This is a genomic window from Desulfosarcina widdelii (assembly GCF_009688965.1).
Taxonomy (GTDB): domain Bacteria; phylum Desulfobacterota; class Desulfobacteria; order Desulfobacterales; family Desulfosarcinaceae; genus Desulfosarcina; species Desulfosarcina widdelii.
Genome location: NZ_AP021875.1, coordinates 5,316,035 through 5,341,919 on the forward strand (window position 1 = coordinate 5,316,035; position 25,885 = coordinate 5,341,919).

19 protein-coding genes are annotated in these 25,885 nt (G+C 56.3%); 13 read left to right on the top strand and 6 right to left on the bottom strand.

The window, feature by feature from the left end:
* Positions 1 to 176: 176 nt before the first annotated feature.
* The 7 genes from icmF (at position 177) to GN111_RS24470 (ending at position 8,354) form a co-directional block, all read left to right on the top strand.
* Positions 177 to 3,464: a fused isobutyryl-CoA mutase/GTPase IcmF gene (gene icmF, locus GN111_RS24440; RefSeq protein WP_155306262.1), complete on the top strand. Its 3,288-nt coding sequence runs from the start codon at positions 177 to 179 to the stop codon at positions 3,462 to 3,464.
* A gap of 19 nt (positions 3,465 to 3,483) precedes the next feature.
* On the top strand, positions 3,484 to 4,659 hold the full coding sequence (locus GN111_RS24445) for an acetyl-CoA C-acetyltransferase (RefSeq protein ID WP_155306263.1): 1,176 nt from the start codon (positions 3,484 to 3,486) through the stop codon (positions 4,657 to 4,659).
* 90 nt (positions 4,660 to 4,749) lie between these two features.
* Positions 4,750 to 5,598, top strand: a complete 849-nt coding sequence (locus tag GN111_RS24450) for a 3-hydroxybutyryl-CoA dehydrogenase (protein WP_155306264.1) — start codon at positions 4,750 to 4,752, stop codon at positions 5,596 to 5,598.
* Positions 5,599 to 5,619: 21 nt separating this feature from the next.
* A complete protein-coding gene (locus GN111_RS24455; protein WP_155306265.1) occupies positions 5,620 to 6,171 on the top strand; it encodes a helix-turn-helix domain-containing protein in 552 nt (183 codons plus the stop codon).
* Positions 6,172 to 6,182: 11 nt separating this feature from the next.
* Positions 6,183 to 7,340 carry an acyl-CoA dehydrogenase gene (locus tag GN111_RS24460; protein ID WP_155306266.1) on the top strand — a complete coding sequence of 386 codons (1,158 nt, stop codon included), beginning with the start codon at positions 6,183 to 6,185 and terminating at the stop codon, positions 7,338 to 7,340.
* 11 nt (positions 7,341 to 7,351) lie between these two features.
* On the top strand, positions 7,352 to 7,855 hold the full coding sequence (locus GN111_RS24465) for an amino acid-binding protein (protein ID WP_155306267.1): 504 nt from the start codon (positions 7,352 to 7,354) through the stop codon (positions 7,853 to 7,855).
* Between the two features lie 286 nt (positions 7,856 to 8,141).
* Positions 8,142 to 8,354, top strand: coding sequence for a hypothetical protein (locus GN111_RS24470; protein ID WP_155306268.1), 213 nt, complete (start codon positions 8,142 to 8,144; stop codon positions 8,352 to 8,354).
* A gap of 117 nt (positions 8,355 to 8,471) precedes the next feature.
* Here GN111_RS24470 and acs read toward each other — a convergent pair whose 3' ends face one another.
* The 3 genes from acs to GN111_RS24485 all read right to left on the bottom strand — a co-directional run bounded on the left by acs (position 8,472) and on the right by GN111_RS24485 (position 11,725).
* Entirely contained in the window at positions 8,472 to 10,457 is a 1,986-nt protein-coding gene (gene acs, locus GN111_RS24475) for an acetate--CoA ligase (RefSeq protein ID WP_176603301.1), read from the bottom strand.
* A gap of 481 nt (positions 10,458 to 10,938) precedes the next feature.
* Positions 10,939 to 11,142, bottom strand: coding sequence for a DUF6485 family protein (locus GN111_RS24480; protein WP_155306269.1), 204 nt, complete (start codon positions 11,140 to 11,142; stop codon positions 10,939 to 10,941).
* A gap of 1 nt (position 11,143) precedes the next feature.
* Positions 11,144 to 11,725 carry an HD domain-containing protein gene (locus GN111_RS24485; RefSeq protein WP_331457676.1) on the bottom strand — a complete coding sequence of 194 codons (582 nt, stop codon included), beginning with the start codon at positions 11,723 to 11,725 and terminating at the stop codon, positions 11,144 to 11,146.
* Positions 11,726 to 11,971: 246 nt separating this feature from the next.
* Here GN111_RS24485 and GN111_RS24490 point away from each other — a divergent pair, with 246 nt between their 5' ends.
* The 4 genes from GN111_RS24490 (at position 11,972) to GN111_RS24505 (ending at position 17,426) form a co-directional block, all read left to right on the top strand.
* On the top strand, positions 11,972 to 13,492 hold the full coding sequence (locus GN111_RS24490) for a hypothetical protein (RefSeq protein ID WP_155306270.1): 1,521 nt from the start codon (positions 11,972 to 11,974) through the stop codon (positions 13,490 to 13,492).
* A 112-nt stretch (positions 13,493 to 13,604) separates the two neighbouring features.
* Positions 13,605 to 14,288, top strand: coding sequence for a 5'/3'-nucleotidase SurE (gene surE / locus GN111_RS24495; RefSeq protein ID WP_155306271.1), 684 nt, complete (start codon positions 13,605 to 13,607; stop codon positions 14,286 to 14,288).
* 4 nt (positions 14,289 to 14,292) lie between these two features.
* Positions 14,293 to 14,850: an NUDIX hydrolase gene (locus GN111_RS24500; RefSeq protein ID WP_155306272.1), complete on the top strand. Its 558-nt coding sequence runs from the start codon at positions 14,293 to 14,295 to the stop codon at positions 14,848 to 14,850.
* A gap of 128 nt (positions 14,851 to 14,978) precedes the next feature.
* Complete coding sequence (locus GN111_RS24505) at positions 14,979 to 17,426, top strand: FapA family protein (protein WP_155306273.1); 2,448 nt, start codon at positions 14,979 to 14,981, stop codon at positions 17,424 to 17,426.
* A gap of 208 nt (positions 17,427 to 17,634) precedes the next feature.
* Here the strand turns inward: GN111_RS24505 and GN111_RS24510 are convergent, their stop codons facing one another.
* Positions 17,635 to 18,798, bottom strand: a complete 1,164-nt coding sequence (locus GN111_RS24510; RefSeq protein ID WP_170302444.1) for a 4Fe-4S binding protein — start codon at positions 18,796 to 18,798, stop codon at positions 17,635 to 17,637.
* 476 nt (positions 18,799 to 19,274) lie between these two features.
* Here GN111_RS24510 and GN111_RS24515 point away from each other — a divergent pair, with 476 nt between their 5' ends.
* Positions 19,275 to 20,609 carry a pentapeptide repeat-containing protein gene (locus GN111_RS24515; protein WP_170302445.1) on the top strand — a complete coding sequence of 445 codons (1,335 nt, stop codon included), beginning with the start codon at positions 19,275 to 19,277 and terminating at the stop codon, positions 20,607 to 20,609.
* Between the two features lie 61 nt (positions 20,610 to 20,670).
* A complete protein-coding gene (locus GN111_RS24520; protein ID WP_155306276.1) occupies positions 20,671 to 21,147 on the top strand; it encodes a hypothetical protein in 477 nt (158 codons plus the stop codon).
* Positions 21,148 to 21,217: 70 nt separating this feature from the next.
* Here the strand turns inward: GN111_RS24520 and GN111_RS24525 are convergent, their stop codons facing one another.
* Positions 21,218 to 24,487, bottom strand: coding sequence for an efflux RND transporter permease subunit (locus tag GN111_RS24525; RefSeq protein WP_155306277.1), 3,270 nt, complete (start codon positions 24,485 to 24,487; stop codon positions 21,218 to 21,220).
* The gene (locus GN111_RS24530) at positions 24,484 to 25,626 is read right to left on the bottom strand and encodes an efflux RND transporter periplasmic adaptor subunit (protein ID WP_170302446.1); all 1,143 of its coding nucleotides are present in this window, start codon (positions 25,624 to 25,626) and stop codon (positions 24,484 to 24,486) included. The genes GN111_RS24525 and GN111_RS24530 overlap by 4 nt, the downstream gene beginning before the upstream one ends.
* Positions 25,627 to 25,885: the final 259 nt, after the last annotated feature.

Here is a 25,885-nt window from a genome sequence, read left to right on the forward strand (position 1 = left end):
AGCCTTCCGGGGACAACCCCAACATCAGTTTCGTTGATGCTGCGACCTGAGCATTACGACCGCTACCACAGCATCTTTCCCGATATGTTCGCCGGTTAATCACCGACCCGGGACGAACAGGGGGAAGCCACCCGCTTGGCGGCCGCCAACATCCAGGACCAGCCACAGGAGGACGCATGAACGACGACATCCAGATCTACCATCCCAAGAACAATGTGAGAATCGTAACGGCAACTTCCCTTTTCGACGGGCACGATGCCTCGATCAATATCTTCAGACGCATTTTGCAAAGTTCCGGCGCCGAAGTGATCCATCTGGGGCACAACCGTTCCGTCAAAGAGGTGGTCGATGCCGCCATCGAAGAGGACGCCCAGGGCATTGCCATCTCGAGCTACCAGGGCGGCCATATGGAATTTTTCACCTACATGGTGGATCTGCTCAAGGAGGGCGGCGCCGACCACATCAAGGTTTTCGGAGGCGGCGGAGGTGTCATCGTTCCGGAGGAGATCAAGGAACTGGAGGCCTACGGGGTGGCCAAGATCTACTCGCCCGAGGACGGTGCCCGCATGGGGTTGCAGGGCATCATCAACCATATGATCGAGTCGATGGACTACTCCCGGGCCGATCAGGCTTCCATGGACCTGACGGACCTGGCCCCGGACAACAAGCTGCGGGTGGCCAACATGATCACGGCCCTGGAGCAGGCCAAAGCCAAGGAAAACGGTCACCTGGCCAAATTCCGCCAGGAGCTGCAAGCCAAAATCGGCGACCGGGTCGTACCCGTTCTGGGCATCACCGGCACCGGCGGCGCCGGCAAGTCCTCTTTGACTGACGAACTGATTCTGCGCATGCTGCACGACCTCAAGGATATCCGCATCGCCATCATCAGTGCCGATCCCTCGCGGCGCAAGACCGGCGGGGCCCTGCTGGGCGACCGCATCCGCATGAACGCCATCGGCAGCCCCCGGGTGTATATGCGGTCCATCGCCACCCGCAGATCCCATACGGAAATTCCCGAAGCCCTGGGCGAGGTGCTGGATGTGGTCAAAGCGGCCGGCTACGATCTGGTGATCGCCGAAACCGCAGGCATCGGGCAGGGGGATTCTCACATTATCGATCTGGTGGACGTCTCCATGTACGTCATGACCAGCGACTTCGGCGCTGCTTCCCAGTTGGAGAAGATCGACATGCTGGATTTCGCCGATCTGGTGGTGGTCAATAAATATGAGAAGCGCGGCGGCGAGGATGCCGTCCGCGATGTTCGCAAGCAGGTCCAGCGCAATCGAAATGCCTTCGATAAAATCCCGGACGATATGCCGGTTTTCGGGACCATCGCATCCAAGTTCAACGACGACGGGGTCACCGCCCTGTACCACGCCCTGCTGGATACCATCAAAGAGAAAAGCGGGGTCGGATTCGAATCCAGCCTGCCCCGCGTGGATACCAAGCAGTCCACCTCCAAGACCATTATCATTCCGCCGGAGCGCACCCGCTACCTGGCCGAGATTGCCGATACGATTCGGCAGTACCACCGTGAGACCAGCGAACAGGCCGATGCCATTCGGCGGGTCTGGCACCTGGAAGAGAGCGCCAATGCCTTGACCGAAGGCGAACTTCAAGGCGATGCGGCCGTTTTGCTGGACCGCCTTAAAAAGGAAATCGTCAAGGCCCGCGAGGAACTGGACGCCGAAACCGAGAAGCTGGTCAACGACTGGAAAGAGACCAAAGCGGCCTATGCCGGCGACGAACTGGTCTACACTGTTCGGGGCAATGAAATTCGGGTGCCCCTGACCACCGAGTCGCTTTCCCGCCAGAAAATACCCAAAATTTCCCTGCCGCGTTTCGAGGACCCCGGCGAGATTTACACCTGGTTGAGAAGAGAGAATCTTCCGGGATACTTTCCTTACACCGCGGGCGTATTTCCCATGAAGCGGGTGGGCGAAGATCCCACGCGCATGTTTGCCGGCGAAGGGGACCCGGCGCGCACCAACCGCCGCTTCAAGATGCTTTCGGCCAACAGCGAGGCCAAGCGGCTTTCCACGGCGTTCGACTCGGTGACCCTATACGGCTACGATCCGGACCGGCGCCCCGACATCTACGGCAAGGTGGGCAACTCCGGGGTGAGCGTCTGCACCCTGGACGATGTCAAGGTGCTGTACGGTGGTTTCGAACTCTGCGCCCCCAGCACCTCGGTCTCCATGACCATCAACGGACCGGCGCCCATCATGCTGGCCATGTTCCTCAACACGGCCATCGACCAGCAGGTGGACAAAACCGCCGCGGAAAAAGGAAAGCAGCCCTCTGCTGAAGAATATGAGCACATCAAGACCAAAGTTTTGGAGAACGTGCGCGGCACTGTTCAGGCCGACATTCTCAAAGAGGACCAGGGACAGAACACCTGCATTTTTTCCATCGACTTCGCCCTGAAGATGATGGGGGATATCCAGGAGTACTTTATCGAAAAGAACGTGCGCAACTTCTATTCAGTCTCGATCTCCGGATACCATATTGCCGAGGCCGGGGCCAATCCCATCAGCCAGTTGGCCTTTACCCTGGCCAACGGCTTTACCTACCTGGAATACTACCTCTCCCGCGGCATGCCGCTGGACAGCTTTGCGCCCAACTTGTCCTTCTTCTTCTCAAATGGTATGGACCCCGAATATACGGTCATCGGCCGGGTGGCCCGCCGCATCTGGTCCATCGCCCTTCGGGAAAAGTACGGCGCTTCGGTGCGCAGCCAGATGCTCAAGTACCATATCCAGACCTCCGGCCGCAGCCTGCACAGCCAGGATATCCAGTTCAACGATATCCGCACGACCCTGCAGGCCCTGTGCGCCATTTACGACAACGCCCAGAGTCTTCACACCAACGCCTTCGACGAGGCCATCACCACACCCACGGAGGAGTCGGTGCGGCGTGCGCTGGCGATCCAATTGATTATCAACCGAGAGTGGGGGCTGGCCAAAAACGAAAATCCCTACCAGGGCAGCTTCATCGTCGACGATCTGACCGATCTGGTGGAAGAAGCCGTGCTCATGGAATACGACCGGATTACCGCCCGCGGCGGTGTGCTGGGCGCCATGGAAACCGGCTACCAGCGCAGCAAGATCCAGGAAGAGTCCATCTACTACGAAATACTCAAACATTCCGGAAAGTATCCCATCGTGGGCGTCAACACATTCCGCGATCCACACGCCGACGGTGACGACATGCTGGAAGGCATCTCCTGTATCGACCTGGCCCGGGCCACGACAGAGGAAAAGGAGTCCCAACTCACCCGTTTGAAAGACTTCCAGGCCCGCAACGCGGACAAGGCGCCCGAGGCATTGGAGCGGCTGCAGAAAGTGGCCCTGTCCGGCGACAACATCTTCGCCGAACTGATGGAGACCGTTAAAACGTGCAGCCTGGGGCAGATTACCGGGGCGTTGTATGATGTGGGTGGGCAATATCGGAGGAATATGTAACAGAAACAGGAGAGATTATATGAAAGAAGCAGTGATTGTCAGCGCCGTGCGCACGCCGTTGGGCAGTTTCAATGGTTCTCTGGCCGGCATCGGAGCGACCGATCTGGGCGCTATCGTCATTGAGGAGGCCATCCGACGGGCCGGTATCGAAAAAAACAAGGTCGATGAAGTCCTCATGGGCCAGGTACTGCCCTGCGGCTACGGTCAAAACCCGGCCAAACAGGCGGCCGTGAAAGCCGGCATGCCCTGGGAGGCGGAATGCATCACGGTCAACAAGGTGTGCGGATCGGCCCTGAAAACCGTCATGCTGGCGGCCCAGGCCATCCAGTTGGGGGATGCCGAAGTGGCGGTGGCCGGCGGTATGGAAAACATGAGTATGGCGCCTTACTATCTGGAAAAGGCCCGCTTCGGCTATCGCATGGGACCCGGCCAACTCCAGGATTCCATGATTCACGACGGGCTGTGGGACATCGTCAACGACTTCCACATGGGCATCTCCAACGAGCTGTGCTCTGAACGCTACGATGTCAGCCGGGAAGATCAGGACCGCTACGCCGCTGAATCCTACCAAAGGGCCCTCGAAGCCATTGAAAGCGGTCGCTTCGACGATCAGATCGTTCCGGTTTCTATTCCCCAGCGCAAGGGCGATCCCAAGATTTTTGGTAGAGACGAATGTCCCCGACCGACTTCTTACGAAGCTCTGGCCAAGATGAAACCGGCATTTAAAAAAGACGGCTTTGGCACTGCCGGCAATGCTTCCATTATCAGCGACGGTGCTGCGGCGGTGGTGGTCATGTCGCGGGAAAAGGCCGAGTCGCTGGGCTGCACGATTATGGCGACCATCGGCGCCCAGGCCTCCTATGGCATCGATATGAAATACGTGCTGGTGGCGCCCATCAGGGCGATTCCCAAGTGCCTGAAGAAAGAGGGCCTCGGCATCGATGATGTGGATCTGTTCGAAGTCAACGAGGCCTTTTCCGGATCGACCGTCTCCGTCATGAAGGAACTGAATCTGTCGGCGGACAAAACCAATGTGAACGGAGGCAGCGTGGCCTTGGGCCATCCCATCGGGGCCAGCGGATGCCGGGTGCTGGTGACCCTGCTTTATGAGATGATTCGGCAGGATAAGCAGACCGGCCTGGCGTCATTGTGTCTGGGCGGGGGGGAGGCGGTGGCTATGGTAGTCAAACGATAGCCGCATCCATCCAGAGACGGCATCTTGCGGCCTATATCGGCGTTCTCGTCAGATTAACAGTTAAACAGCTAAACAACAAGGAGTGAGGAAATGGAAATCAATACCTTTGGCGTTATCGGAGCCGGGCAGATGGGCAACGGCATCGCCCAAGTGGCGGCCACCGGAGGCCTCAACGTCATCATGAGCGACATCAAGATCGAATTTGCCGAAAAAGGGCTGGCCAATATCACCAAAATTCTCACCAAGAATGTGGACAAGGGCAAGATCAGCACCGAGGACAAGGATGCTATCCTTGGCCGCATCAAGATCACCGCCGATCTCAAAGACATGGCCGATGCCGATTTCGTGGTCGAAGCGGCCACGGAAAACGAGACGCTCAAGTTCAAGGTTTTCCAGGATCTGGACGAAATTTGCCGGCCGGGCGTTATCCTGGCGACCAACACCTCTTCGATTCCCATTGGCCGGATCGCCGCCCAGACCGGCAGGCCCGAAAAGGTCATTGGCATGCATTTTATGAATCCGGTGCCGGTGATGAAACTGGTGGAGGTGATCCGCGGTCTGGCCACCTCCGACGAAACTTACCAGACCACCTGGGATCTGTCGCTCAAGTTCGGCAAGACTCCGGCCCTGGCCAATGACTTCCCCGGATTTATCGCCAACCGCATCCTTTTGCCCATGATCAACGAGGCTGTCTTCGCTCTCTACCATGGCGTAGGGACGCGCGAGGACATCGACACCGTGATGAAGCTGGGCATGAACCACCCCATGGGACCGTTGGCCCTGGCGGATCTGATTGGCCTGGACACCTGCCTGGCTATCATGGAGACGCTGTACAACGGATTCAAGGACTCCAAATACCGCCCCTGTCCACTGCTGAGAAAGTATGTGGAAGCCGGCTGGCTGGGCCGCAAAACCGGACGGGGATTTTACGAATATTAACCGTTTTGACAAGGAGCTGTCATGCCCCGAAAAAAAAGCACCCGGCTTACCCCCGTGGGCAAGAAAATTAAAAAAGCCCGGACCGAAAAGAAAATGAGCTACGAGTCGTTGGCCAACGACACCGGCTTTTCCGTCGATTTCCTCAAGAACGTGGAAACCGGCAAGGTCACGCCGCCGGTGGGCTCCCTGCTGCAAATCTCCCGGGCGCTGGAAATCGATTCCGGCGACCTGCTCAAGGAAGAAGAAGACCGCATGCAGGACCGCATCAAAGCCTACACCAAGCGAACGGCCAGCTACGCCTACACGACCCTGACACCGGGAGCCGAGAACAAGCATCTCAAGGCCTTCAAGGTCGAAATCGACGCCAAGAAAGACCACGAAGGCGTCAGCTACAACCATGAGGGGGAAGAGTTTGTCTACGTGCTTCAGGGCAATATCGAAGTGGTGGTGGGCGAACATGTGAATGCTCTCGGACCGGGCGATTCCCTGCATTTCAACTCCGGCATCCAGCATCTTTTGAGAAATACCGGCGATGCGGATGCGGAGCTGATTGTGGTGATTTACAACCCTTAAAGGAAACAACCATGTCATTCAAGCTGACCGACGAACAACTGATGATCCAGTCGATGGTTCGCGAGTTCTCCCGCAAGGTCGTCGCCGAGACCGCAGCGGAGCGGGACAAAACCAAGGAATTTCCCGCCGACAATCTCAAGAAGATGGCGGAACTGGGGCTGTTGGGGATGATGGTGCCTTTTGATTACGAAGGCTCGGATTCGGACACGGTTGGCTACGTACTGGCCCTTTCCGAAATCGCTTACTCCTGTGCGTCCACGGCGGTGGTCATGTCCGTACACAACTCCATCGTTTGCGAAAGCATCCTGAATTTCGGCACGGAAGATCAGAAGCAGCACTACCTCAAGGATCTGGCCATGGGCAAGTACATCGGGGCCTTCGCCCTGACCGAGCCCGAGGCCGGCTCGGATCCGGTCAGCCAGCAGACGACGGCGGTGAAAGACGGGGATCATTACATCATCAACGGTACCAAACGCTTCATTACCACCGGCAAGAACAGCGGGCTGGTCATTGTTACGGCCAAAACCGATCCGGAGGCCCGCCACAAGGGTATCAGCACGTTCATTGTCACCCGGGACAATCCCGGCCTGGTCGTTGGCAATACAGAGGACAAAATGGGTCTGCGCGCTTCGGATACCACCGACCTGCATCTCGAAGATTGCCGAGTGCCGGCAGCGGACATGCTCGGCAAGGAAGGCGAAGGCTTCAAGATCGTGATGAAGGGGCTCGACGGCGGGCGCATCGGCATCGCCGCCCAAAGTCTGGGGGTGGCCCAGGCGGCCTTCGACGCGGCCGTCAAATATGCCAAACAACGCGATCAATTCGGCCAGAAGATATCCAAGTTCCAGGGTTTGCGCTGGATCATCGCCGACATGGCCACGGAAATCGAAGCGGCCCGTCAGTTGACCCTTTCCGCCGCCGCCATGAAGGACAGCAAAAAACGCTTCACCACCCAGGCGTCCATGGCCAAACTCTACGCCTCGGAAATGGTCAACCGGGTTACCGCCAAGGCCTTGCAGATGCACGGCGGCTATGGTTTTACCAAGGACTATCCGGTGGAGCGCTTTTACCGGGACGCGAGGGTGTTCACCATTTACGAAGGCACTTCAGAAATCCAGCGGGTGGTGATTTCCAACAATATATTAAAAGACAAGCGGACGACAAAATAAGGAGGAAAACCATGGTCAGAACGGAAATCTCCCTGTTCCTGAAAAACGAGCCCGGTGAGCTGGGAAAGCTGGCCACCATGATGGGCGAGGCCGGCATCAATATCGATGCATTGACCATCCAGGACGCTTCGGCCTATGTGCTGGAACTGTTCAAGGCCCGTGGAAAATCCCTCAAGCGCATCGCATCGGCCGCCAGCTACAACTCCATGCGCAAGGACTCGGCCCAGTTCGCTTTGATCCGGCTGCTGGCAGAGGACGGCAAAACCAACGCCGCCATCGATCTGCTCTCCCAGCACGATTACACCTTTGACATCCTGCCGGTCATTGCCGTGCAATTGGACAACAAGCCCGGCGAACTGGCCCGGCTTGCGTCCCGCTTCGGCGAGGCCGGCGTCAACATCAATTACGTTTACGGTTCCGTAGCCGGGCCGGATGCCAAATGCCTGTTCGTCTTCTGTCCCGAGGACATCGATCTCGCATCCAAGATTTTTGCCGAGACCGGTGCCGATCAATAGCCGCCGGTAGACCGTTTTCGTAAGTGCGTAAAGCTAAACTTTTCTTACCTTGGCGGCGCAGGAAGACCTTCTTGCGCCGCTTCGTCTGTCGCTGCCTTTCGTCTGGGAAGCATGCCATCTTTTAGGGCCGTGCCTGAAAACGGTTTTGCCTGATGGGCAGGTTTGTCCCCCCAATTACCGGCCTCAATCCTACCATTGAACACTTCTCGTTCGTTGCTATTCTTTTCCTTAAGAGATACGGAGAAACAACAACCTGTTATCAGTGCAGAATATTGGAGGGATTGATATGAACAAACAAGATTGTGTGAACGAAAAGTGGTCAAGTCGAACCATGGGGTTAATCGTTTTGCCGCTGGCCTTGGCTCTTGGCTCTATCGGGTTTCTAATTCTTCCCGTGGTGGGGATTTTTTTCGCCGTGCCCCTCTTCATTCTCTCATTTTTCTTCCTTGCCGCCCCGGACAGCAAGGTATGCCGTCTGATCCTGAGAAAAGGTTCCTGACGATTCCTGAATGTCAATCAATATAAAGGGCCACGCGGATCATCCACGTGGCCCTTTTTTCTTTAATTCCTCTTAATCTAACGGTTCAACGGTCATTCGCGGAAACGCCCGCCAGCATCAATTGGGTCTTTGCAGCACCATGGCGCCCTCGATGGCAAGATCCACGGTTCCCGGATCGGCCAGCGTGGAAGTGTCGCCCATAGCCTTTTTGTTGAAATCGCCGGCGGCGACCTTTTTAAGGATCCTCCGCATGATTTTTCCGGAACGCGTTTTGGGCAGAAAATCGAGCCACTGCAACATTTCCGGTGTGGCGATGGGACCGATCTCCTTGCGGACGTGGGCCACCAACTCTTTTTTGAGTTCCTCGGTTTTCTCGACGCCTGAATTAAGCGTCACGAATGCGTAGATGGACTGCCCTTTGACCGGATGCGGATATCCCACCACCGCCGATTCGGCGACAGAGGGATGGGAAACCAATGCCGATTCGACCTCGGCGGTGCCCATGCGGTGACCGGACACATTGATTACGTCGTCCACCCGACCGGTGATCTGATAATAGCCGTCCTTGTCTCTCCGACAGCCATCGCCGGTTGTATAGACGCCTTCGAACTGCGTGAAATAGGTCTCAAAGAATCGCACAGGGTTCTTGTACACGCCGCGCATCTGGCCCGGCCAGGACCGTTTGATGATCAGATTGCCCTGGCACTCGCCCTCCAGTTCTTTCCCGCTGTCGTCCACGATGGCCGGCTCAACGCCAAAAAAGGGAACCGTAGCCTGGGCCGGTTTGATATCGATCGCTCCGGGCAGTGGTGTGATCAATATGCCACCGGTCTCCGTCTGCCACCAGGTATCGACAATGGGACATTCGCCGCGGCCGATGGTCTGGTAGTACCAATTCCACGCCTCGGGATTCAGCGGTTCGCCAACGGAGCCCAGCAGGCGGATCGAAGAGATGTCATGCTTCTTGACCCAGGAATCGCCTTCTTTGGCCAACGCCCGGATGGCCGTCGGCGCGGTGTAGAAGATGTTGATCTTGTACTTCTCGACGATGGCCCAGAAGCGCCCGAAGTCCGGATAGTTGGGCACCCCTTCGAACATGACGGACGTGGCGCCGTTGCACAGCGGGCCGTATACGATGTAGGAATGGCCGGTCACCCAGCCAATGTCGGCCGTGCACCAGTAGATGTCGCCGTCGTGGTAGTCGAAGATCAGTTTGTGAGTGTAGGAGACGTAGGTCAGATAACCGCCGGTGGTGTGCATGACACCTTTGGGTTTTCCGGTGGAGCCCGAGGTATAGAGAATGAAAAGCGGGTCTTCGGCGTCCATCTCCTCCGGCGGACAATCGGCATCCACCTTGGCGAGTTCTTCATGGTACCATTTGTCGGTTTCCCCGTTCCAGTCCACCTGGACCTTGTCGCCGACGCGATTGACCACCAGATGGGTATGAATGGAGGGGCAGGACTGGATCGCCTGGTCCGCGTTGGCCTTCTGGGGGATGGCCTTGGCGCCCCGGAAGGTGCCGTCGCAGGAGACCACCAGAACGCTTCCGCTGTCCTGAATGCGGCTGGCCAGTGCGTCGGCGGAGAAACCGCCGAAAACTACGGCGTGAATAGCTCCGATGCGCGAGCAGGCCATAATGCCGATGGCCAGTTCGGGGATCATCGGCAGGTAGAAGGTGACCACGTCACCTTTTTTTATACCGTTGCTTTTCAGTATATTGGCGAATTTGCAGACCTCTGCATGCAGTTCCTTGTAGGTAAATTGCCTGCTCTCGCCGGGATCGTTGCCCTCCCAGATGAGAGCCACCTGATCGCCGCGGGTGTCAAGATGCCGGTCCAGGCAATTGTAGGAAACGTTGAGTTTGGCGTTGGTGAACCACCGAATATACAAATCGTCGGCAGTGGCGCCGTAGTTGAAATCCGCAACCTTATCCCATTTTTTAAACCAGGTCACCTGCTCGTCGGCGACCTTGCCCCAGAATTCATCGGGATCATCGATGGATTTTTGCCACATTTTTTTGTACTGGTCATAGCTGTTGATGTACGCTTTTTTCCTGAAGTCCTCGGGAACCGGATAAATCTCTTTGAGCTTCACATCTGTCATAAAAACCTCCGAATAGGTGCATAAGATTGATAAAATGGGCAATAAGATGCCGAATTATACCGAACGAACGCCGCGCAACCGGTTTGCCGTTGCGATGGCAGAGTCGCCGCGTTCGTAAAAATGAACGATATTTATAAATTTAATTTAAATAAATATACTAATCGAAAAACTACAAATTATATGCCAATAATAATTTATATTGTTATTGGAGTTCAGTTTTTAGGGAGGGTATATAAATAACGAATAAATACAGGTGGTAATAATCTGAGAAGCGGAAAAAGCAAAAATCTGGCAGAAATCGGAAGGGTTAGACGGCCATTGTCATTACAACTTATATTGTAGTGACAATGGTCTTACAATCGGAAATAAGCTGTATGTTAACTCGTGCAGAGAGATCTACAACCCAGGTTGTATCCACAACCTTTGAAGTGCGTAATCCGGTAGATCGAATATCGGCAACGGATCGGTGTGACAATCAGGGTTATACCCGTCCTTCTTTTACCAGTCTGGCAAAATGCTCATAACTGCGGTCATAGGTACGTTCGGCATCGTCGGGAAAGACGCAGGCCGGCAACTGACGCATTTTTGCATGGTAGCTGATACACTCGCAGCAGATACCTTTGCGGGAACAGGGCTCGTAAGAGCAGTTGCAGTGGTTTAGATTTTTCTCTTTGTTGCATTCCATATCAGGGGGTTCCTTTCAGACCGATTTCATCGGCTACTTCGCGCATGCCCATGATGGTGTCGGTGATCAGTTCGCCCAGTTCCACACCCAGCATGTCGGCCCCCCGCTGAATGATGGAGCGGTCCACCTTGGCGGCGAAGCGCTTGTCCTTCCATTTTTTCTTCACCGATTTGGCCTTCATGTCCATGACGCTCTTGCTGGGCCGCACCAGGGCGGATGTGGCCACCAGGCCGGTGAGTTCGTCAATGGCGAAAAGCACTTTTTCCATGGTGGTTTCCGGCTTGACGTCGGTGCAGATACCATAGCCGTGGCTGATGACCGCCCGGATCAAATCTTCCGGCCAGTTGTTCTCACGCAAAATTTCTTCGGTCTTTTTGCAATGCTGGTCGGGAAACTGTTCATAGTCCAGGTCGTGAATCAGACCCACCACACCCCAGACATCTTCTTCCTCGCCGTGTTTGCGGGCCATGTAGCGCATGACCCCTTCCACTGCAAAAGCATGTTTGATCAGGCTTTCGCTCTGGTTATAGGTTTTCAGAAGGGCCAGTGTCTCCTCCCGGGTAGGCGTTGGTTGGCTCATCATCTTCTCCTGACAATCCTGTTGTGGTTTGAGGGGGTATTGGCAACTTCATAAAAAGACGATTTTCGGACAGCGTCGTAAAAAGACCGAGATCAAGGCTTGCGAATCCCGAGGAATGAGGCGTACAAATAGGTACGCTGCAGTGACGAGGGACGAAGCGTAACGCAGATATCGGGTTTTTTACGGCGCTGTCACTATTTTCGTTTAGCATATGGCCGAACAGGCAACAAGAGCTTTGGTGAAGATCCAATGGTCCGGGGAAGATTCCGAAATGAGGCGGATCGGCTGATCGCAGCTGTCCGGGAACTCAACATTCGCTGGGCCAGACGGGCACTGTCCCTCTGGCGTGGTGATCGACCCGCAACGAATCCCGAGGACATTTACGACGGATTCGAACAGATCCTCACCCGCGATACGATTTTTCAAACGTCGGAAATCCGGGATGCCGACGCCCGCACCCGGATTCGCCACGGGCTCATCGACCACTACCTGCAGCGCAAACTGATGCCTCACGAAACGGAAATGCAGGCCTGGAGCCGGGGCGCCGCAGCCCACGTGGACGGCGAGAAGATCTATTTCGGTGAAGTGATCCCCTGGTGCCAGAAGTCCAGCACCCTGGCCCAACGCCAGAAGCTCCAACAGGAAACCGGACCGCTGTGCAAGCTCCTCAAACCCTTTGCCGTAAACTACTGGCATGTCCTGCTGGACAACCTGACCGAAGAATTGGGGTTTGACAACTACATCGACTATTGCAGCGCCAAAAAGGGCATCGATTACCACCGCCTCTACCGTCTGGCCGGACAGCTCCTCGATCAGACGCACGATTTTTACAAAGATGCCATGGAAGCCTGGAGCCGCGACCGCTTCGATTTGCCCCTGGAGAACCTCAGTCGTTTCGATGCCATTTATCTGTTGAGCCTGAGCCAATGGGACCGGCTCTGTCCGATTGCTTCTCCAGAAGAGACCCTGATCTTTTTTCAGCGATGGAACATGGACCTATCCGGATATCCCGGCCTTCATCTGGACATTCGCCCTGCGGCAGGCAAGAGCGCTCAAGCCATCACCGTCATGGTAACCATTCCCGACGAAGTGTATATCCTCATGCGGCCCGAGGGCGGGTGGATTGACGTGGAAACGCTCTGGCACGAACTGGGACACGGATTGTCGGCCGTTTATACCGATCCGGTGCTGAGTGCGGTCAGCCGCGAACTGGCCACGGCTTTCAACCTTTCCGAGACGTACGCCTTTTTCCTGCAGCGTATGGCCCTGTCCAAGCCAGTGTTGACTTCGGTCATGGGGCTGCCGGAAACCACCGTCGAAACCATCGGCTACTACCGGCAATTGAAGGACCTTTCCGTTTTTCGCCGCTACGCAGCCAAGTTCAGGTGTGAATACGAAATGTTCGCCAACGGAAACATTGAAGACGGGCGTCCATACGCCGACGCCATGGCTCGCCATACCGGTTTTTACCACCAGCCGGAGAGCCACCTGTTCGACCTGGTACCCGAATTTTACTGTGCGGACTACCTGCTGGGGTGGCTGGGCGAAGCGGTGCTGAACGACTATTGTGTCGACCGTTTCGGGGAAAACGGGTGTCTGCAACCCGATATGGCCGAGTGGTTGAAAGCAGCGCTCTGGCGGCAGGGAAACGTTGCCGACATCCATGCCTTCTTCGCCCAAAACGGCATTGGCGAGTTGACCGCCGGTCCCCTTCTTCGCCGGTGGCAAAGATTTTCGGCCATCTCCCCTCCCGAGAACGTTGAATCATAGCCGAACGACCAGTGGTATTGGATCAGGTCTTAAGCCGGGGTTGCATTCTGGCTTCGGACTGGTATGATCCGGACTTTGCTGGCAACCATCGATATTCGGATCGGATTTTACAATGAAGATTGTCGTGACCAATGATGACGGTTATGATCATCCCGGCCTGTCGGCGCTGGTGGAAGTGGCAGCCCACTTTGGGGATGTCACCGTTGTTGCCCCGGCGACATCACAATCCTACGGGGGACACCAGGTGACCGTGCGCGAACCGATTCTCGTCGATCAGCCGTCGGAAAACATCTATGTCGTTCATGCCACGCCGGCGGATTGCAGTCGCCTGTCCATTAAAGCGCTTGTTCCGGATGTCGACTGGATCATGGCAGGCATCAACCCGGGGGCCAACCTGGGCAGTGACGTTTATCAGTCGGGTACCGTGGCGGCCGCCCGGGAAGCCGCCATCCTTGGTGTCCGTGCCGTTGCCGTTTCCCAGTACATTGCCGCCGGATGCAGCGTCGATTGGACGGCCGCCCGGGCCCAGTTGATCCGGTGCCTGCCTGCTCTGCTTACCCCACCCCTGGCGCCGGGCCATTTTTTGAGCGTCAATCTTCCCAGCCCCATTCGGGCAGAGGACAGCCTGCCCCACCATTTCTGTCCGCTGGACAAACATCCCCACAGATATCGATACGTCGAGGATCGCGGAAGATACCGCTATGAGGGTGTCATCCATGACCGTCCCCGCGCGCCGGGCAGCGATGTGGATGTCTGCTTCGGCGGCGCCATCTCGGTGAGCCTTTTGGAGATATGACCTTATGAACTACTGTTCCCAGTGCGGTGGTCCGGTTGCCTTGACCGTTCCCCCCGATGATGACCGCCCGCGCTATGTATGCCCTGCCTGTGGCACCGTTCACTACCAGAACCCAAAACTCGTGGTGGGGTGTATCCCCATTTGGGAGGAGCGCATCCTCATGTGTAGACGGAATATCGAGCCGCGAAAGGGGTTCTGGACCCTGCCGGCCGGTTTTCTGGAGAACGACGAGACCGTGGCTGCCGGTGCCCGGCGGGAAACCTTCGAAGAAACCGGCTCCCGGGTCACCGATCTGGCCCCCTATCTGATGGTGGACATCGTTTATATTCACCAGATTTATATGATGTACCGCTGCCGTCTGCAGGCGCCTGATTTTCATCCCACCCGGGAGAGTTCGGAAGTGAAGCTTGTGGCCGAAGCCGAGATCCCCTGGGATGAAATCGCCTTCCCGGTGATCGAGAAGACGCTGCATCACTATCTGCTAGATTGGTCCACCGGCCGCTTTTCCTTCCGGACGGACCGGATTGACGCCCCTCCGAAAAGTCTACAGCAAAAGCGTTGATTATAGGCTTGTCTTGTTTGTCTCTGCATAGAATGTTCTTAATTATTTCAAGAACCTGACGATATTGAAATAAGATGGGGAACAGGATCGACCATCGGATGCAGACCGGATGCGTTACAGGATAGCCGATGAAAACCTCCGAAGATATCGATCGGTTGAAAGAAAAGATCAAAACACTCGAGGATGCCCTCGAAAAGGGGCATCGCAGCAAGCCTTTCAAGACGATCTTCTCAGGAAAACCTTCTGACAGAAGCGACTGTGGCGTCAGTATTTCTCTGCTGTCAAAGCTGATCAACAGTTCCGTCGACGGCATCATTGCCGCTGACAAGACGGGCCGCCTGTTGATTTTCAATGACGCCGCTTCCGATATTTTTGGCCATGGTGTCGAGGAGGCGCTGTCCGCTTTAAACATCAGGGACCTTTACCTTGAAGGCGGCGCTTACGAAGTGATGGCCAAACTTCGGTCCGACGGATACGGCGGTTCCGGGAAACTGGCCGATTATCTGGTAAACGTGGTCAACAAAGACGGCACGCTCGTTCCGGTCCGGATGAATGCTTCCATCGTTTTTGAAAAGGAGATTGAGATCGCGACGATCGGGTATCTGCGCGATCTTCGAAGCTGTCTCGATGCCGGTGACGGGTTGTTGTCTTCCCTATTACCCTGTGAAGATTCCGATTCGGACGTTTCTCTGTCGGCGTACCTGTCCAAACTGGGCCGACAGCTGCATCTATATGACCAGCAGTTTTGTGTCGGTGCCATCAAGAATGAACTCGTCACCGTCGCCCAGGTGAAGCAGGCATTGCGCAAACAATCCGAAATAATGGACAAAACGAAGGTTCATGTTCCCATTGGACGAATCATGATTCAGTTGGGGATCATGACGGAGGCCCAGCGCGATGCCATCATCAACATGTATCGCATGGAGACCCGGCGGCAGGCATCCCACCGCCAATCGCAGGCAGACTCGCCGTCATCTGTAAATTCGAGCGACGAACAGGATATTGAAGAAATCGTGACCCTGAAGGTCTCCGACGATCGCCTGGAAGCGACTGTGCGAATCGATGCAAAGAACGCAAACAGTATTGTATTGAAAGAGCTACTTGCCTTCATTGAGGCCCAAGGCATCGGTTTCGGCCTGATCGCGGAGAGTGAAATCCAGGCATTTCTCAACTCGGGGACGATACCTTCACGGGATTTTGCCATTGCCCGGGGGACGCCGCCTGTTTCCGAGAAACCGCCAGAGGTTCGCTTTTATTTTTCCACCACACCGCTGGGTGTCGGCACCACCCGCGAGGATGGCTCCATCGATTGGAAAAACCGGGGTAGACTACCCCAGGCCAGACCCGGCGAGGTGCTGGCTGAAATCACCCCGAGTCGGCCCGGTACCAGCGGAATGGATGTTTTCGGCAACGAAATTGTGCCGCCAACGGAAAAATCGGCCCTCCCCAAATGCGGCAAAGGCGTGGCGCTGTCCGAGGAAGGCGACCAGTACATGGCCAGGATCAACGGGATGGTCTTTTTTTCGGACAACAAATTGTCCCTGGTGGAGGCGCTCGTGGTCGAGGGAGATGTGGGCCTGGAAACCGGCCACATCGATTTCGACGGTCACGTGGAAGTCGGCGGCTCGATTCATAAAGGCTATCGTGTAAACTGCAAGAGCCTGCGGGTGGACGATATCCATGAAGCCGAGATCACGGTTGCCGGCGATATGGTTGTCACTGGAGGGATTTATGAATCAACCGTCAAGTGCAAGGGCAGCCTCCAGGTTCCCCAGATTCGCAAATCGCAGATCCGGGTGGGAGGCGACCTGGTGGTGCAAAAAGAGATCATGGAATCGACTATCGAATCCAGCGGTCGATGTCTGATCGAAGACGGCACGATCATTTTTTCCCGGATCAGCGCCAGGGACGGGGTTGTTGCCGGCAACCTCGGCCGGAAAGGCTCCAAACCGAGCATCCTTTTCGTAGGAATCGATCAGCGGGCCAAGCGGCAGATCCGATATACGAAAAACAACCTGGAACTCCAGAAAAAGGAACTGGACCTGCTTTCAAGGGAAGTCGAGGATTTGGAGGAAACCCTCCAGTCCATGGATATCGAAAAAACCGAGCTTTCGAAAACGCTGTCGCTTCATGTCGATAGAATCGAAGCCATGGAGAATCAGCTCGGGATGCTGGAATCGGGCAGCCGGGAATCCGACGCCCATAAAATACGCCGGGTCATCGACAACCTGAATTCGGAAAAGGAACGAATCGAAGCCCATTTTCAATCCATCGAAAACGACATGGAAAAATTGTCCTCACGTGTTTTTCAGAAACACGAGGAAATCGAAAACGGGAAGAAGGAAATCATCCTTTTGGAGGAAAGCTTGGCGGAACTCATTGCCCATAAGGCCACGCATCAGCAAGGCGCCGTTGTGAAGGTCAGCGGCAGCGTATATTCCGGTACAACCGTCACAGGACCCCACGCATCACTAACCATTGGTGACGATTTGGCCAGCCTGGTCATCCATGGGACAAAACAGATCGATGCGGATGGCAACGAACGGTTCGTGATGCAGATGCAGGGTCTGGAGTAGGGGCGCCGCAGTCAGGGGGTAAGCGTTCACAGGGTACCGTATCTGCTTTGTTACCGGGCACCTGAAGGTTGACCAAACCGTCTGCGTGCCCGGCGCCTCACATCAGCGGCACCCTGTAAACGCTTACTGATCAGGCAGTTGTGGCACACTGGGCATTCTAACCTCGTGAACGTGTGCGTCAGGGGCAACGGCCGCTTGAAATCGACCGCTAACCGTTGCGCAGTCGCGGGGGCATGATAAAGACCCTGCGCAAGCCCTCCTTGAGGGAGATGGCCTCTTCAGGACAGAAGCGGGCGCAGACCCCGCAGCCGAGACAGGAATTTTCTTCCCGGCGCGCTACCCCGTCATCATCGAGCGCGATGGCATCCGTGGGGCACCACGATACGCAGGTGCCACAGCCGGTGCAGGCTTCGGTATCGATCAAGGAAAGATAGCAGGTGGAATTGATCATTGGCAGGGTCCCGTCCCGCCAGAGACGCAAGGTGTCGCAACAGTCCTTGCAGCAGTTGCAGATGCTGGTTTCCGGGCTGTCTTCCCGTGATCCCGGGTGAAAGGCTTTATGGATCAGGCCGGCATTTTCCGCCTCTTTCATGATCTGCAGGGCTTCCTCACGGGTGACTTTTTTGGCAAAGCCCTGGGCGCTGGTATGCCGCGCAGACTTTCCGAAAGAAAAACAATTCCAGACTGGCGCATCCGTTTCGCACGGTTCTCCCAGAAGACTCCTCCGCTGACGGCAGAAGCAATGTCCCACGGCGATATCGTCGAATTTATCGATGATCGCTTCGACGGTCTGGCTGGGAAGAATTGTTTCCTCGGCGGAACCCAGGGATTTTTCGACCGGAACGATGCAAATCTTTTTGCCATCGGCTGTGCTGCCGCCCGGAACGGTGCGGTCGACCGAAGGCGCGGCCTTGAACAAAGGGACCAGAGCATCGTAATGATGCTGGGTCTGATCCCTGAGTTCGGACAGCAGCGTTTCGAACAGGACGGCAAGCTCCTTTTCCTCATCGCTGCCGGTCAGCGGTCCCATGAAGCGGTACTCCATCAGGCCGACCATCATCAACGGCAGGAGCCGGTAGATCATAAGCCCGCTGGAACTGGGCTGGTTGAACACGAGCCCTTTTTGGGCCAGGCTTTCGGTCAGACGGGTGATTTTTTCTTCCGGCAGTCCACTGGATTCGATCAGTTGATCCAGGGTTTGAGACGGTTTTTCACGAAAGGCGTAAACCAGGTCCAGTTCTCCCTCCGCATCGCCCACAACGCGCTGGATGATGGCAACAGCGGTTTCGGTAACCGGGAACTGGACCATTCCCTGCCGACAGATCACTTCGGCGGCTCGTTTCACTTTTTCCGGCAAGAGCGTTGAGGTCATAGATCTTTTTCCTTTCGGTGCAGGTTGCGAAGATAGCCCGGAACTCCGATATTTGATTACCCTATCCGAATCCAATGAACATCGCAACCCGTTGCATGCCGACCGGTTCTGACAATCTTTGTCAATCCGGGGGACAAAAACCGTCCCGGTATGGTGATCCGGATCGCCCAACCTGACGGCCCGGCAGAGGTGAACATTGATAAATCCTTTACGGGCAAGCGGTTTCATGGATTAAGCCGGATCTGGCACAAAGATGGCATTGTCCCTGTGAAAATGGATAGTTGGGCGGCGATTGAGAATTACCCATGCGGCCCGGCCGAAAATTCGAATTCGGTTTTTGTATTTGATATCGGTCCTGTTGGCAGGTACTATAAAGTCGGTCCACGGTGCCAGTTCAAACAAGTGGCACAATTTTGGCCATGGCTTGCGAGACCATTGATCCATTGCTGTCAATCCATAATGCAAAGGGAAGCGTCATGGTTTTCGGGAAAAATCGGAGAAAGTGGCTGCTTATTGTCGGATTTATGTTGCCGTTGCTCTTTACGTTCGGATGCATGCATGGCGAGGAAACGGAAACGGAAGAGTCCGAGGGCTCATCGAAACCGTTGAGCATTTTCATTTTGAGTCCGCTCAATGAGGACACTTACCTGCAAGGCGAGCAGATCCGTTTCGCTGCCGATGTCGGCGATGAAGGCCTGAATGGTCAACAGGTCGTGTGGACATCCAATCTGAACGGTGAAATCGGTAATACCCGGGATTTCACATACAGCGAATTGTCTCCGGGCATGCATACCATCAAGGCAACCCTCAAAGACGACAAGGGGCACGACGCCTCCCATTCCCTTATTGTGATCGTCGACAAGTTCACCTGGGCTGCATATTATAGAAAGCATTTCGATCTTAACCCGAGGATCGGTAACGAGCCCATGGACAGCAAAGACGTGGACCGGATCCTTAGAACAACCAAGAACTTCGACAGGAAAAACTTGAGCGGTCTGGATCTTTCCGGCAAAACATTTGCCGGCGTCTCCTTTGTGGACGCATTCATGGTTCACACCAATTTTTCCAATGCCAGGTTTAAAGATGTGAATCTGAGAAATGCAACCATCGAACATGCCAACATGTCCCATTGCGAGTTTAAAGATGTCGAATTCACAGGTGTTGCGTTCAACAACGTCGATCTGCAGGGTGTCGATTTCTCCAGGATGTACCTGAGAGAATTCGCATTCAACAACGCCAACCTGTCCGATTGCAATTTTCTCCAGACAGATCTGTCCTATGCTGAAATGACGAACGCTGTGCTCAAAGGCGCCAATCTGGAGCAGGCTGTATTGATCCAGGCCAAACTGGCCAATTCGGATCTTTCCAACGTTAACATTCGGGGAACCAAGCTGCTGGACACCGACCTGCGCAATGCCAACCTTTCCGGGGCATCCATCAAAAACGTCACCCTTGTCGATTGTGATGTTCGCGGTGTGAACTTGAATACAGCGACGTTGACCGACGTAAACATGAACAACGCCAATCTGACAGGGGCACGATTGTCGAAGCTGAATTTCAATAAGGTGGTTTTATACGGCAGCAATTTCTCGGATTGCGATCTGACCGGATCCGATTTGTCCAACCTCAACCTCGTGGATTCCAATTTCTCCAATGCGATTTTGAAATCCGCCGATTTGAGTGGCGCTAATCTCAAGCGGGTCAATTTTAAAAATGCCGACCTCGATGGGGCGATTTTATCCGGCGCCGACCTTGAGGATGCGATTTATGTGGATATGGCCAGGAATCTGGATACGGTCGTGGGATTCTAACATTGACGGCTTCGTAATAATTTCAACAATATGGGTAGGAGCCGGAGAAAAGGGCAATCTGATGGCTAAGATTCGAAAGTGCAAATTGTGCTGGGAGGCTTCGGCCTCCGAGAATGTCGTCGGCTACAAGCTGTACTGGTCCAGAGGGACCGAGGTCGGCTACGACTCCAAATATATAAAGATCGGCAATGCAACTGAAATCATTCTTCCCGATGACGTCATTTTTTCGGATGACCCCGTGATGTTCGGTGTGACGGCCGTTGATCGGGACGGCAACGAATCTGATATGGTTACCATCGACCAGCCCTACCGAATGCAGGTTCCGGAAGCGCCGACGGGGCTGTTGGTCGAGCCTTCGGATGAGTTCACGCTGTTTCAGACCGGTCAGCCTAAAAATGAGAAGCTGCAGCTCGTCGATTCGAAAAACCAGGATTCCGGCGAAGAGGATCCCCTGGCGGAGGCCATTGAAAATGGCGGCGCCGTTCAGGTGGCCAAGCTGGAATCCCTTGGCGACAGCGAGAATGACCGGCCGATGTAGACGCTACTGTAATCGGCCCTGCTTTTCCCATCCCGTTCACAATTCCGTCGCCTGCCGCGTGCAGACACGCCTATTGTTCTTCCGCTGGTTCAGCATCCTTCCCTTTGGCGGTCGGCCCGTGTCCATGGGCAAATTCCCAGCGCTTGTCCAGAAAATAGAGGATGGGCACCGTCATGCGTGAAAAGAGCAGCGATGCCACTTCTCCGGCCATCAGGGATATGGCCAGTCCCTGAAAAATGGGATCGAAAAGGATCACCGAAGCACCCACCACAACGGCGGCGGCCGTAAGCATCATGGGGCGGAAGCGCACCGCTCCGGCATCGATGACGGCCTGGTCCAGCGGAGCTCCTTCCGACAGGCGCAGTTCGATGAAGTCCACAAGGATGATGGAATTTCTCACGACGATGCCGGCGCCGGCAATAAAGCCGATCATTGATGTGGCCGTGAAAAACGCTCCCATGGCCCAATGGGCCGGTAAAATACCGATCAATGAAAAGGGGATGGCGGCCATGATGACCAGCGGTGTGGAAAAAGACTGGAACCATCCCACCACCAGTACGAAGATCAGCACCAGCACAACGGCAAAGGCGATCCCCAGATCCCTGAATACTTCGTAGGTAATGTGCCACTCGCCGTCCCATTTCATGGCAAAGCGCTGATCGCTTTCGGGCAGCGCCGCCGTGTGCTGGGCGATGCGGTATCCTTCTGGCAGCGTGAGGGCGTCGATTTTCTTGCGCATTTCCAGGATGGCGTAAACCGGGCTCTCCTTGGCGCCGGCGACATCGGCGATCACATAAACCACGGGCATGAGATTTTTATGGTAGATGCTGCGGTCCACCGGCGTTTCCCGGACAGTGACCAGGTCGGACAGGGCCACCAATCGGCCGTCGGCCGCGCTCACGTTGATGGCCTTGAGCTGGTCCAGGCTGGCCCGCTGGGCCAAGGGCGGCTGCAGCACAATGGCCACATCCTCTTTTTCCTGCGATTGGTGCAGCAGCCCGGCTTGGGAGCCGGAAAGCGCGGTCTGCAGGGTCTGGGTGATGTGGGCCACGCTGATGCCGTGAAGGGCCGCCTTTTCCTGGTCCACGGTGATCTGGTAGCGGGGCTGGTCTTCCTCCATGTACCAGTCCACGTCGACGACTCCTTCGGTCTGCTCGAAGATGTCACGGATTTGTTTGGCCAGCTCGCGCTGGCGCTGGTAGTCGGGGCCGTACACCTCGGCCACCAGGGTTGAAAGAACCGGCGGTCCGGGAGGCACTTCGGCCACTTTCAGCCGGGCGCCGTAGCGCTCGGCAATGGCCTGCAGCGGTGGGCGTACGCGTTTGGCGATGTCGTGGCTCTGCTGCTTGCGATGATGTTTGCCGGCCAGATTCACCTGGATGTCGGCCAGGTTGGGCGAACGCCGCAGGTAGTAATGGCGCACCAGGCCGTTGAAATTGAAGGGACCTGCGGTGCCCACATGGATCTGGTAATCCACGACTTCGTTGACCGTAGCCAGATAGTCACTCATTTCGAAAGCGGCCGCCGCCGTGTCTTCGAGGGTGGCATAGTCAGGCATGTCCAGAATCACCTGGAACTCGCTTTTGTTGTCAAACGGAAGCATTTTGACCTTAACCAATCCCACGCCCACCATGGCGCAGGCGCCCAACAGCAATACGGCGACTCCGATGAGAAAGGACCAGCGCCAGCGCGGATTGTGCAGCAGATGGTCCATGACGTTGCGGTACAACCGCGTGGCCCAATCCTCGGAGGCGTGGTCGCCATGCCCGCCGCCGTGGCCATTGCGTTTCAGCAGGCGGTAGGCGGCCCAAGGGGTGACGATGAAGGCCACGATAAGCGAGAACACCATGGCCGCCGACGCCCCCACCGGTATGGGACGCATGTAGGGCCCCATCAGTCCACCGACAAAGGCCATGGGCAAAATGGCGGCAATGACCGTTAAGGTGGCCAAAATCGTGGGGTTGCCGACTTCGTCCACGGCTTCCACGGCGACCCGGGTGCGCGGGCGATCCTTGTTTTCCGGCAGGCGGAGGTGGCGGACGATGTTCTCCACCACCACGATGGCGTCATCGACCAAAATACCGATGGAAAAAATCAGGGCGAACAGGGTGATGCGGTTGAGCGTATAGCCGTACAGGTAGAAGATGGCCATGGTCAGCGCCAGCGTTACCGGTATGGCAAACGCCACCACACCGGATTCGCGATGGCCCAGCGTGAACCAGATAAGGATGGTCACCGAGACGATGGCGATCATCATGTGCAGCAGCAGTTCGTCGCTCTTCTCCTTGGCGGTTTCCCCGTAGTGGCGGGTAACCGTGACGTGGATGTTATCCGGAATGACCTTGCCCTTGAGAGTCTCTACGCGCTCCAGCACCTTTTCCGCGACGCTGATGGCGTTGGTGCCCTTGCGTTTGGCCAGCGTCAGGGTGACCGCCGGATAGGGGGCCTTGGCTGCCTCGGTTGAGGAAATGCCTTTTTCTCCTGCCGCCGGTCCGGTGCCGAAAAAGACATAGTTGTCCGGCAGCGGCGGGCCATCGGAAATGGTGGCTACATCTCCCAGATAGACCGGGCGCCCCTGGTGGGCCGCCACCACCACGTTCCTGACATCTTCGGGCGTCTGCAAAAATCCGCCGATATGAACGATGATCTGGCCTTCGGGTGAAGGATAGCTGCCGGCGTCGGCCGCCTGGTTGGCGGCAAATACCAGACGGGAAACGGCCACCGGGTCGAGGCCGTATCCGGCCATGCGGACTGGATCCAACTGGACCTCCACGCGCCGGCTTTCTCCACCGATGAGTGAGGTGATGGAGACATTGGGTTCCCGCTTGACCTGATCCTCGACTTCCGCCGCCACCCGGCGCAGCAGATAGGGCTCGACTTCATTGCTCCAGAGCGTCAATGCCAGGATGGGCACATCGTTGATGTATCGCGGTTTGACCAGGGGAGGGGTGATGCAGCAGGGAATGCGGTCCATGTTGGCCATGAGCTTGGACTGCAGCCGCACGATGGCCTCTTCCTCGTTCTGGCCGACATAGAAGCGTACGATGGCCATGGCCATGCCTGGCATGCTGGTGGTGTAGATGTATTCCACACCGGGGATCTCCCATAACAGCTTCTCCATGGGCCGGGTTACCCGCTGTTCCACCTCGGCGGCATCGGAACCGGGCATCTGTACGAAGATGTCGATCATGGGTACGACGATCTGGGGCTCCTCCTCCCTGGGCAGGGCCACCACGGCGGCCATGCCGAGCAAAACCGAGGCCACAATGATCAACGGGGTCAGCTTGGACTGGATGAAATATCCGGCGATTTTTCCGGCAGGACCATATGCATTGCTCATTTTTCAGGCTCCACGGCGGATCCATTGGTCAATTCTGGTGTGGGAGCGGCTATCAGCCGGGTGCCGTCCTTGATTCCCGAGATGACTTCGACCTGGTCCCCGTAGGTCCGGCCGGTTCGGATCAGCCGGAATCGGGCAGTGTTCTTTTCATCTACGATGAAGACACCGGTCAACTGCCCTTCCCGAACCACGGCGGCATCCGGAATGCGGATGGACTGCTGCTGCCCGATGGTCAGGGATACCCGTGCGAACATGCCCGATCGCAGGGCCTCGACACCGGAGACGCCCACCTGGACGATGAAGCTCCGGCTGCCCTGATCGGCCGATGGAACGATCACGTCTACCGTGCCGGCGATTGACGCGCTGCCGGCCGCTGGAATCCGGACCTCCACCGGCTGGCCTGTGCGGACCGACTGGATGTATGTTTCGGGAACCACCAGGTCCACCCGGAAGCCCCCCTCACGCTCCAGCGTCAACAAAGGGGTGCCCGGTGCGGCCAGCGCACCCGAATCGGCCAGTTTGGCGGTTACCCTGCCGTCAAAAGGAGCCAGGACACGGGCATCTTTGCGGGCCACGGCCGCGGCGTCCACTGCGGCCTGTGCCTGTTTGATCCGATATCGGGCTGCTTCCACCATGGCCTGGGCCTGCTTGAGGGCAGCCTGGGCCTGCTTGTATTGAGCCTCGACGGTTTCGAACGCTTCCTGGGTGATGGCGTGGCCTTCCAGCATGGTACGGTTGCGTTCGTAAGACAATCGCGCCCGCTGGGCACCCGCTTCGGCCGCCGTCTGCGCCGACAAGGCGCCAGCTTCGGCTTTCTGCGCTTCGGACAGGGCTGCCCGGGCCTGATTAAGCTGAGCGGCGACCTGACGCTCGTCCAGTACCACCAGAAGATCGCCCTGCTTCACCGCGTCGCCTTCCTTGACATTGAAGGACTGGATCACGCCCATCAGTTTGCTGGAAACTGTGGCCGACAGCCGGGCTTTCACCGTGCCCACGGCGTCGTAGAAAACGGGTTGAACCTTTTCCTGCACTTGTATTACCGGTACCGAAACGGCAGGGCCGGCCGGCCGCACCGTATTGCCCGGCTCGATTTTCTCCGAGCAGCCGATGGTCAGGATCAGCAGGATGATAGCGAACATGCCCGCGAATCCGAATTTCGCCAATTCGGTTCTCTGGATCAAAAAATGTTCACGAACTCGTGGATTGGTTGACGGTTTCAACGGTTGGATCCTTTTCTGTTTGGGCGTTGATGTTGCTGTTCCACCATTGAACGAAAAACGCATTGGAGGCTTAACTGTCGCCCGAAGGCTTCTGCGCACTTTCCTGGCCGCGGCTGCCGGTAAGTGTTCACAGGGTACCGCATCTGCTTTGTTCCCGGGCACTTGAAGGTTGACCAAA

What these genes read in the sequence shown, in the direction of transcription:
- GN111_RS24515 (WP_170302445.1), top strand. Translation starts at nt 19,275, where the DNA reads ATGGTTTTCGGGAAAAATCGGAGAAAGTGGCTGCTTATTGTCGGATTT.
- GN111_RS24485 (WP_331457676.1), bottom strand. Translation starts at nt 11,725, where the DNA reads ATGATGAGCCAACCAACGCCTACCCGGGAGGAGACACTGGCCCTTCTG.
- GN111_RS24520 (WP_155306276.1), top strand. Translation starts at nt 20,671, where the DNA reads ATGGCTAAGATTCGAAAGTGCAAATTGTGCTGGGAGGCTTCGGCCTCC.
- GN111_RS24460 (WP_155306266.1), top strand. Translation starts at nt 6,183, where the DNA reads ATGTCATTCAAGCTGACCGACGAACAACTGATGATCCAGTCGATGGTT.
- GN111_RS24500 (WP_155306272.1), top strand. Translation starts at nt 14,293, where the DNA reads ATGAACTACTGTTCCCAGTGCGGTGGTCCGGTTGCCTTGACCGTTCCC.
- icmF (WP_155306262.1), top strand. Translation starts at nt 177, where the DNA reads ATGAACGACGACATCCAGATCTACCATCCCAAGAACAATGTGAGAATC.
- GN111_RS24490 (WP_155306270.1), top strand. Translation starts at nt 11,972, where the DNA reads ATGGTCCGGGGAAGATTCCGAAATGAGGCGGATCGGCTGATCGCAGCT.
- surE (WP_155306271.1), top strand. Translation starts at nt 13,605, where the DNA reads ATGAAGATTGTCGTGACCAATGATGACGGTTATGATCATCCCGGCCTG.
- GN111_RS24445 (WP_155306263.1), top strand. Translation starts at nt 3,484, where the DNA reads ATGAAAGAAGCAGTGATTGTCAGCGCCGTGCGCACGCCGTTGGGCAGT.
- GN111_RS24530 (WP_170302446.1), bottom strand. Translation starts at nt 25,626, where the DNA reads ATGTTCGCTATCATCCTGCTGATCCTGACCATCGGCTGCTCGGAGAAA.
- GN111_RS24465 (WP_155306267.1), top strand. Translation starts at nt 7,352, where the DNA reads ATGGTCAGAACGGAAATCTCCCTGTTCCTGAAAAACGAGCCCGGTGAG.
- GN111_RS24450 (WP_155306264.1), top strand. Translation starts at nt 4,750, where the DNA reads ATGGAAATCAATACCTTTGGCGTTATCGGAGCCGGGCAGATGGGCAAC.
- GN111_RS24455 (WP_155306265.1), top strand. Translation starts at nt 5,620, where the DNA reads ATGCCCCGAAAAAAAAGCACCCGGCTTACCCCCGTGGGCAAGAAAATT.
- GN111_RS24480 (WP_155306269.1), bottom strand. Translation starts at nt 11,142, where the DNA reads ATGGAATGCAACAAAGAGAAAAATCTAAACCACTGCAACTGCTCTTAC.
- GN111_RS24525 (WP_155306277.1), bottom strand. Translation starts at nt 24,487, where the DNA reads ATGAGCAATGCATATGGTCCTGCCGGAAAAATCGCCGGATATTTCATC.
- acs (WP_176603301.1), bottom strand. Translation starts at nt 10,457, where the DNA reads ATGACAGATGTGAAGCTCAAAGAGATTTATCCGGTTCCCGAGGACTTC.
- GN111_RS24470 (WP_155306268.1), top strand. Translation starts at nt 8,142, where the DNA reads ATGAACAAACAAGATTGTGTGAACGAAAAGTGGTCAAGTCGAACCATG.
- GN111_RS24505 (WP_155306273.1), top strand. Translation starts at nt 14,979, where the DNA reads ATGAAAACCTCCGAAGATATCGATCGGTTGAAAGAAAAGATCAAAACA.
- GN111_RS24510 (WP_170302444.1), bottom strand. Translation starts at nt 18,798, where the DNA reads ATGACCTCAACGCTCTTGCCGGAAAAAGTGAAACGAGCCGCCGAAGTG.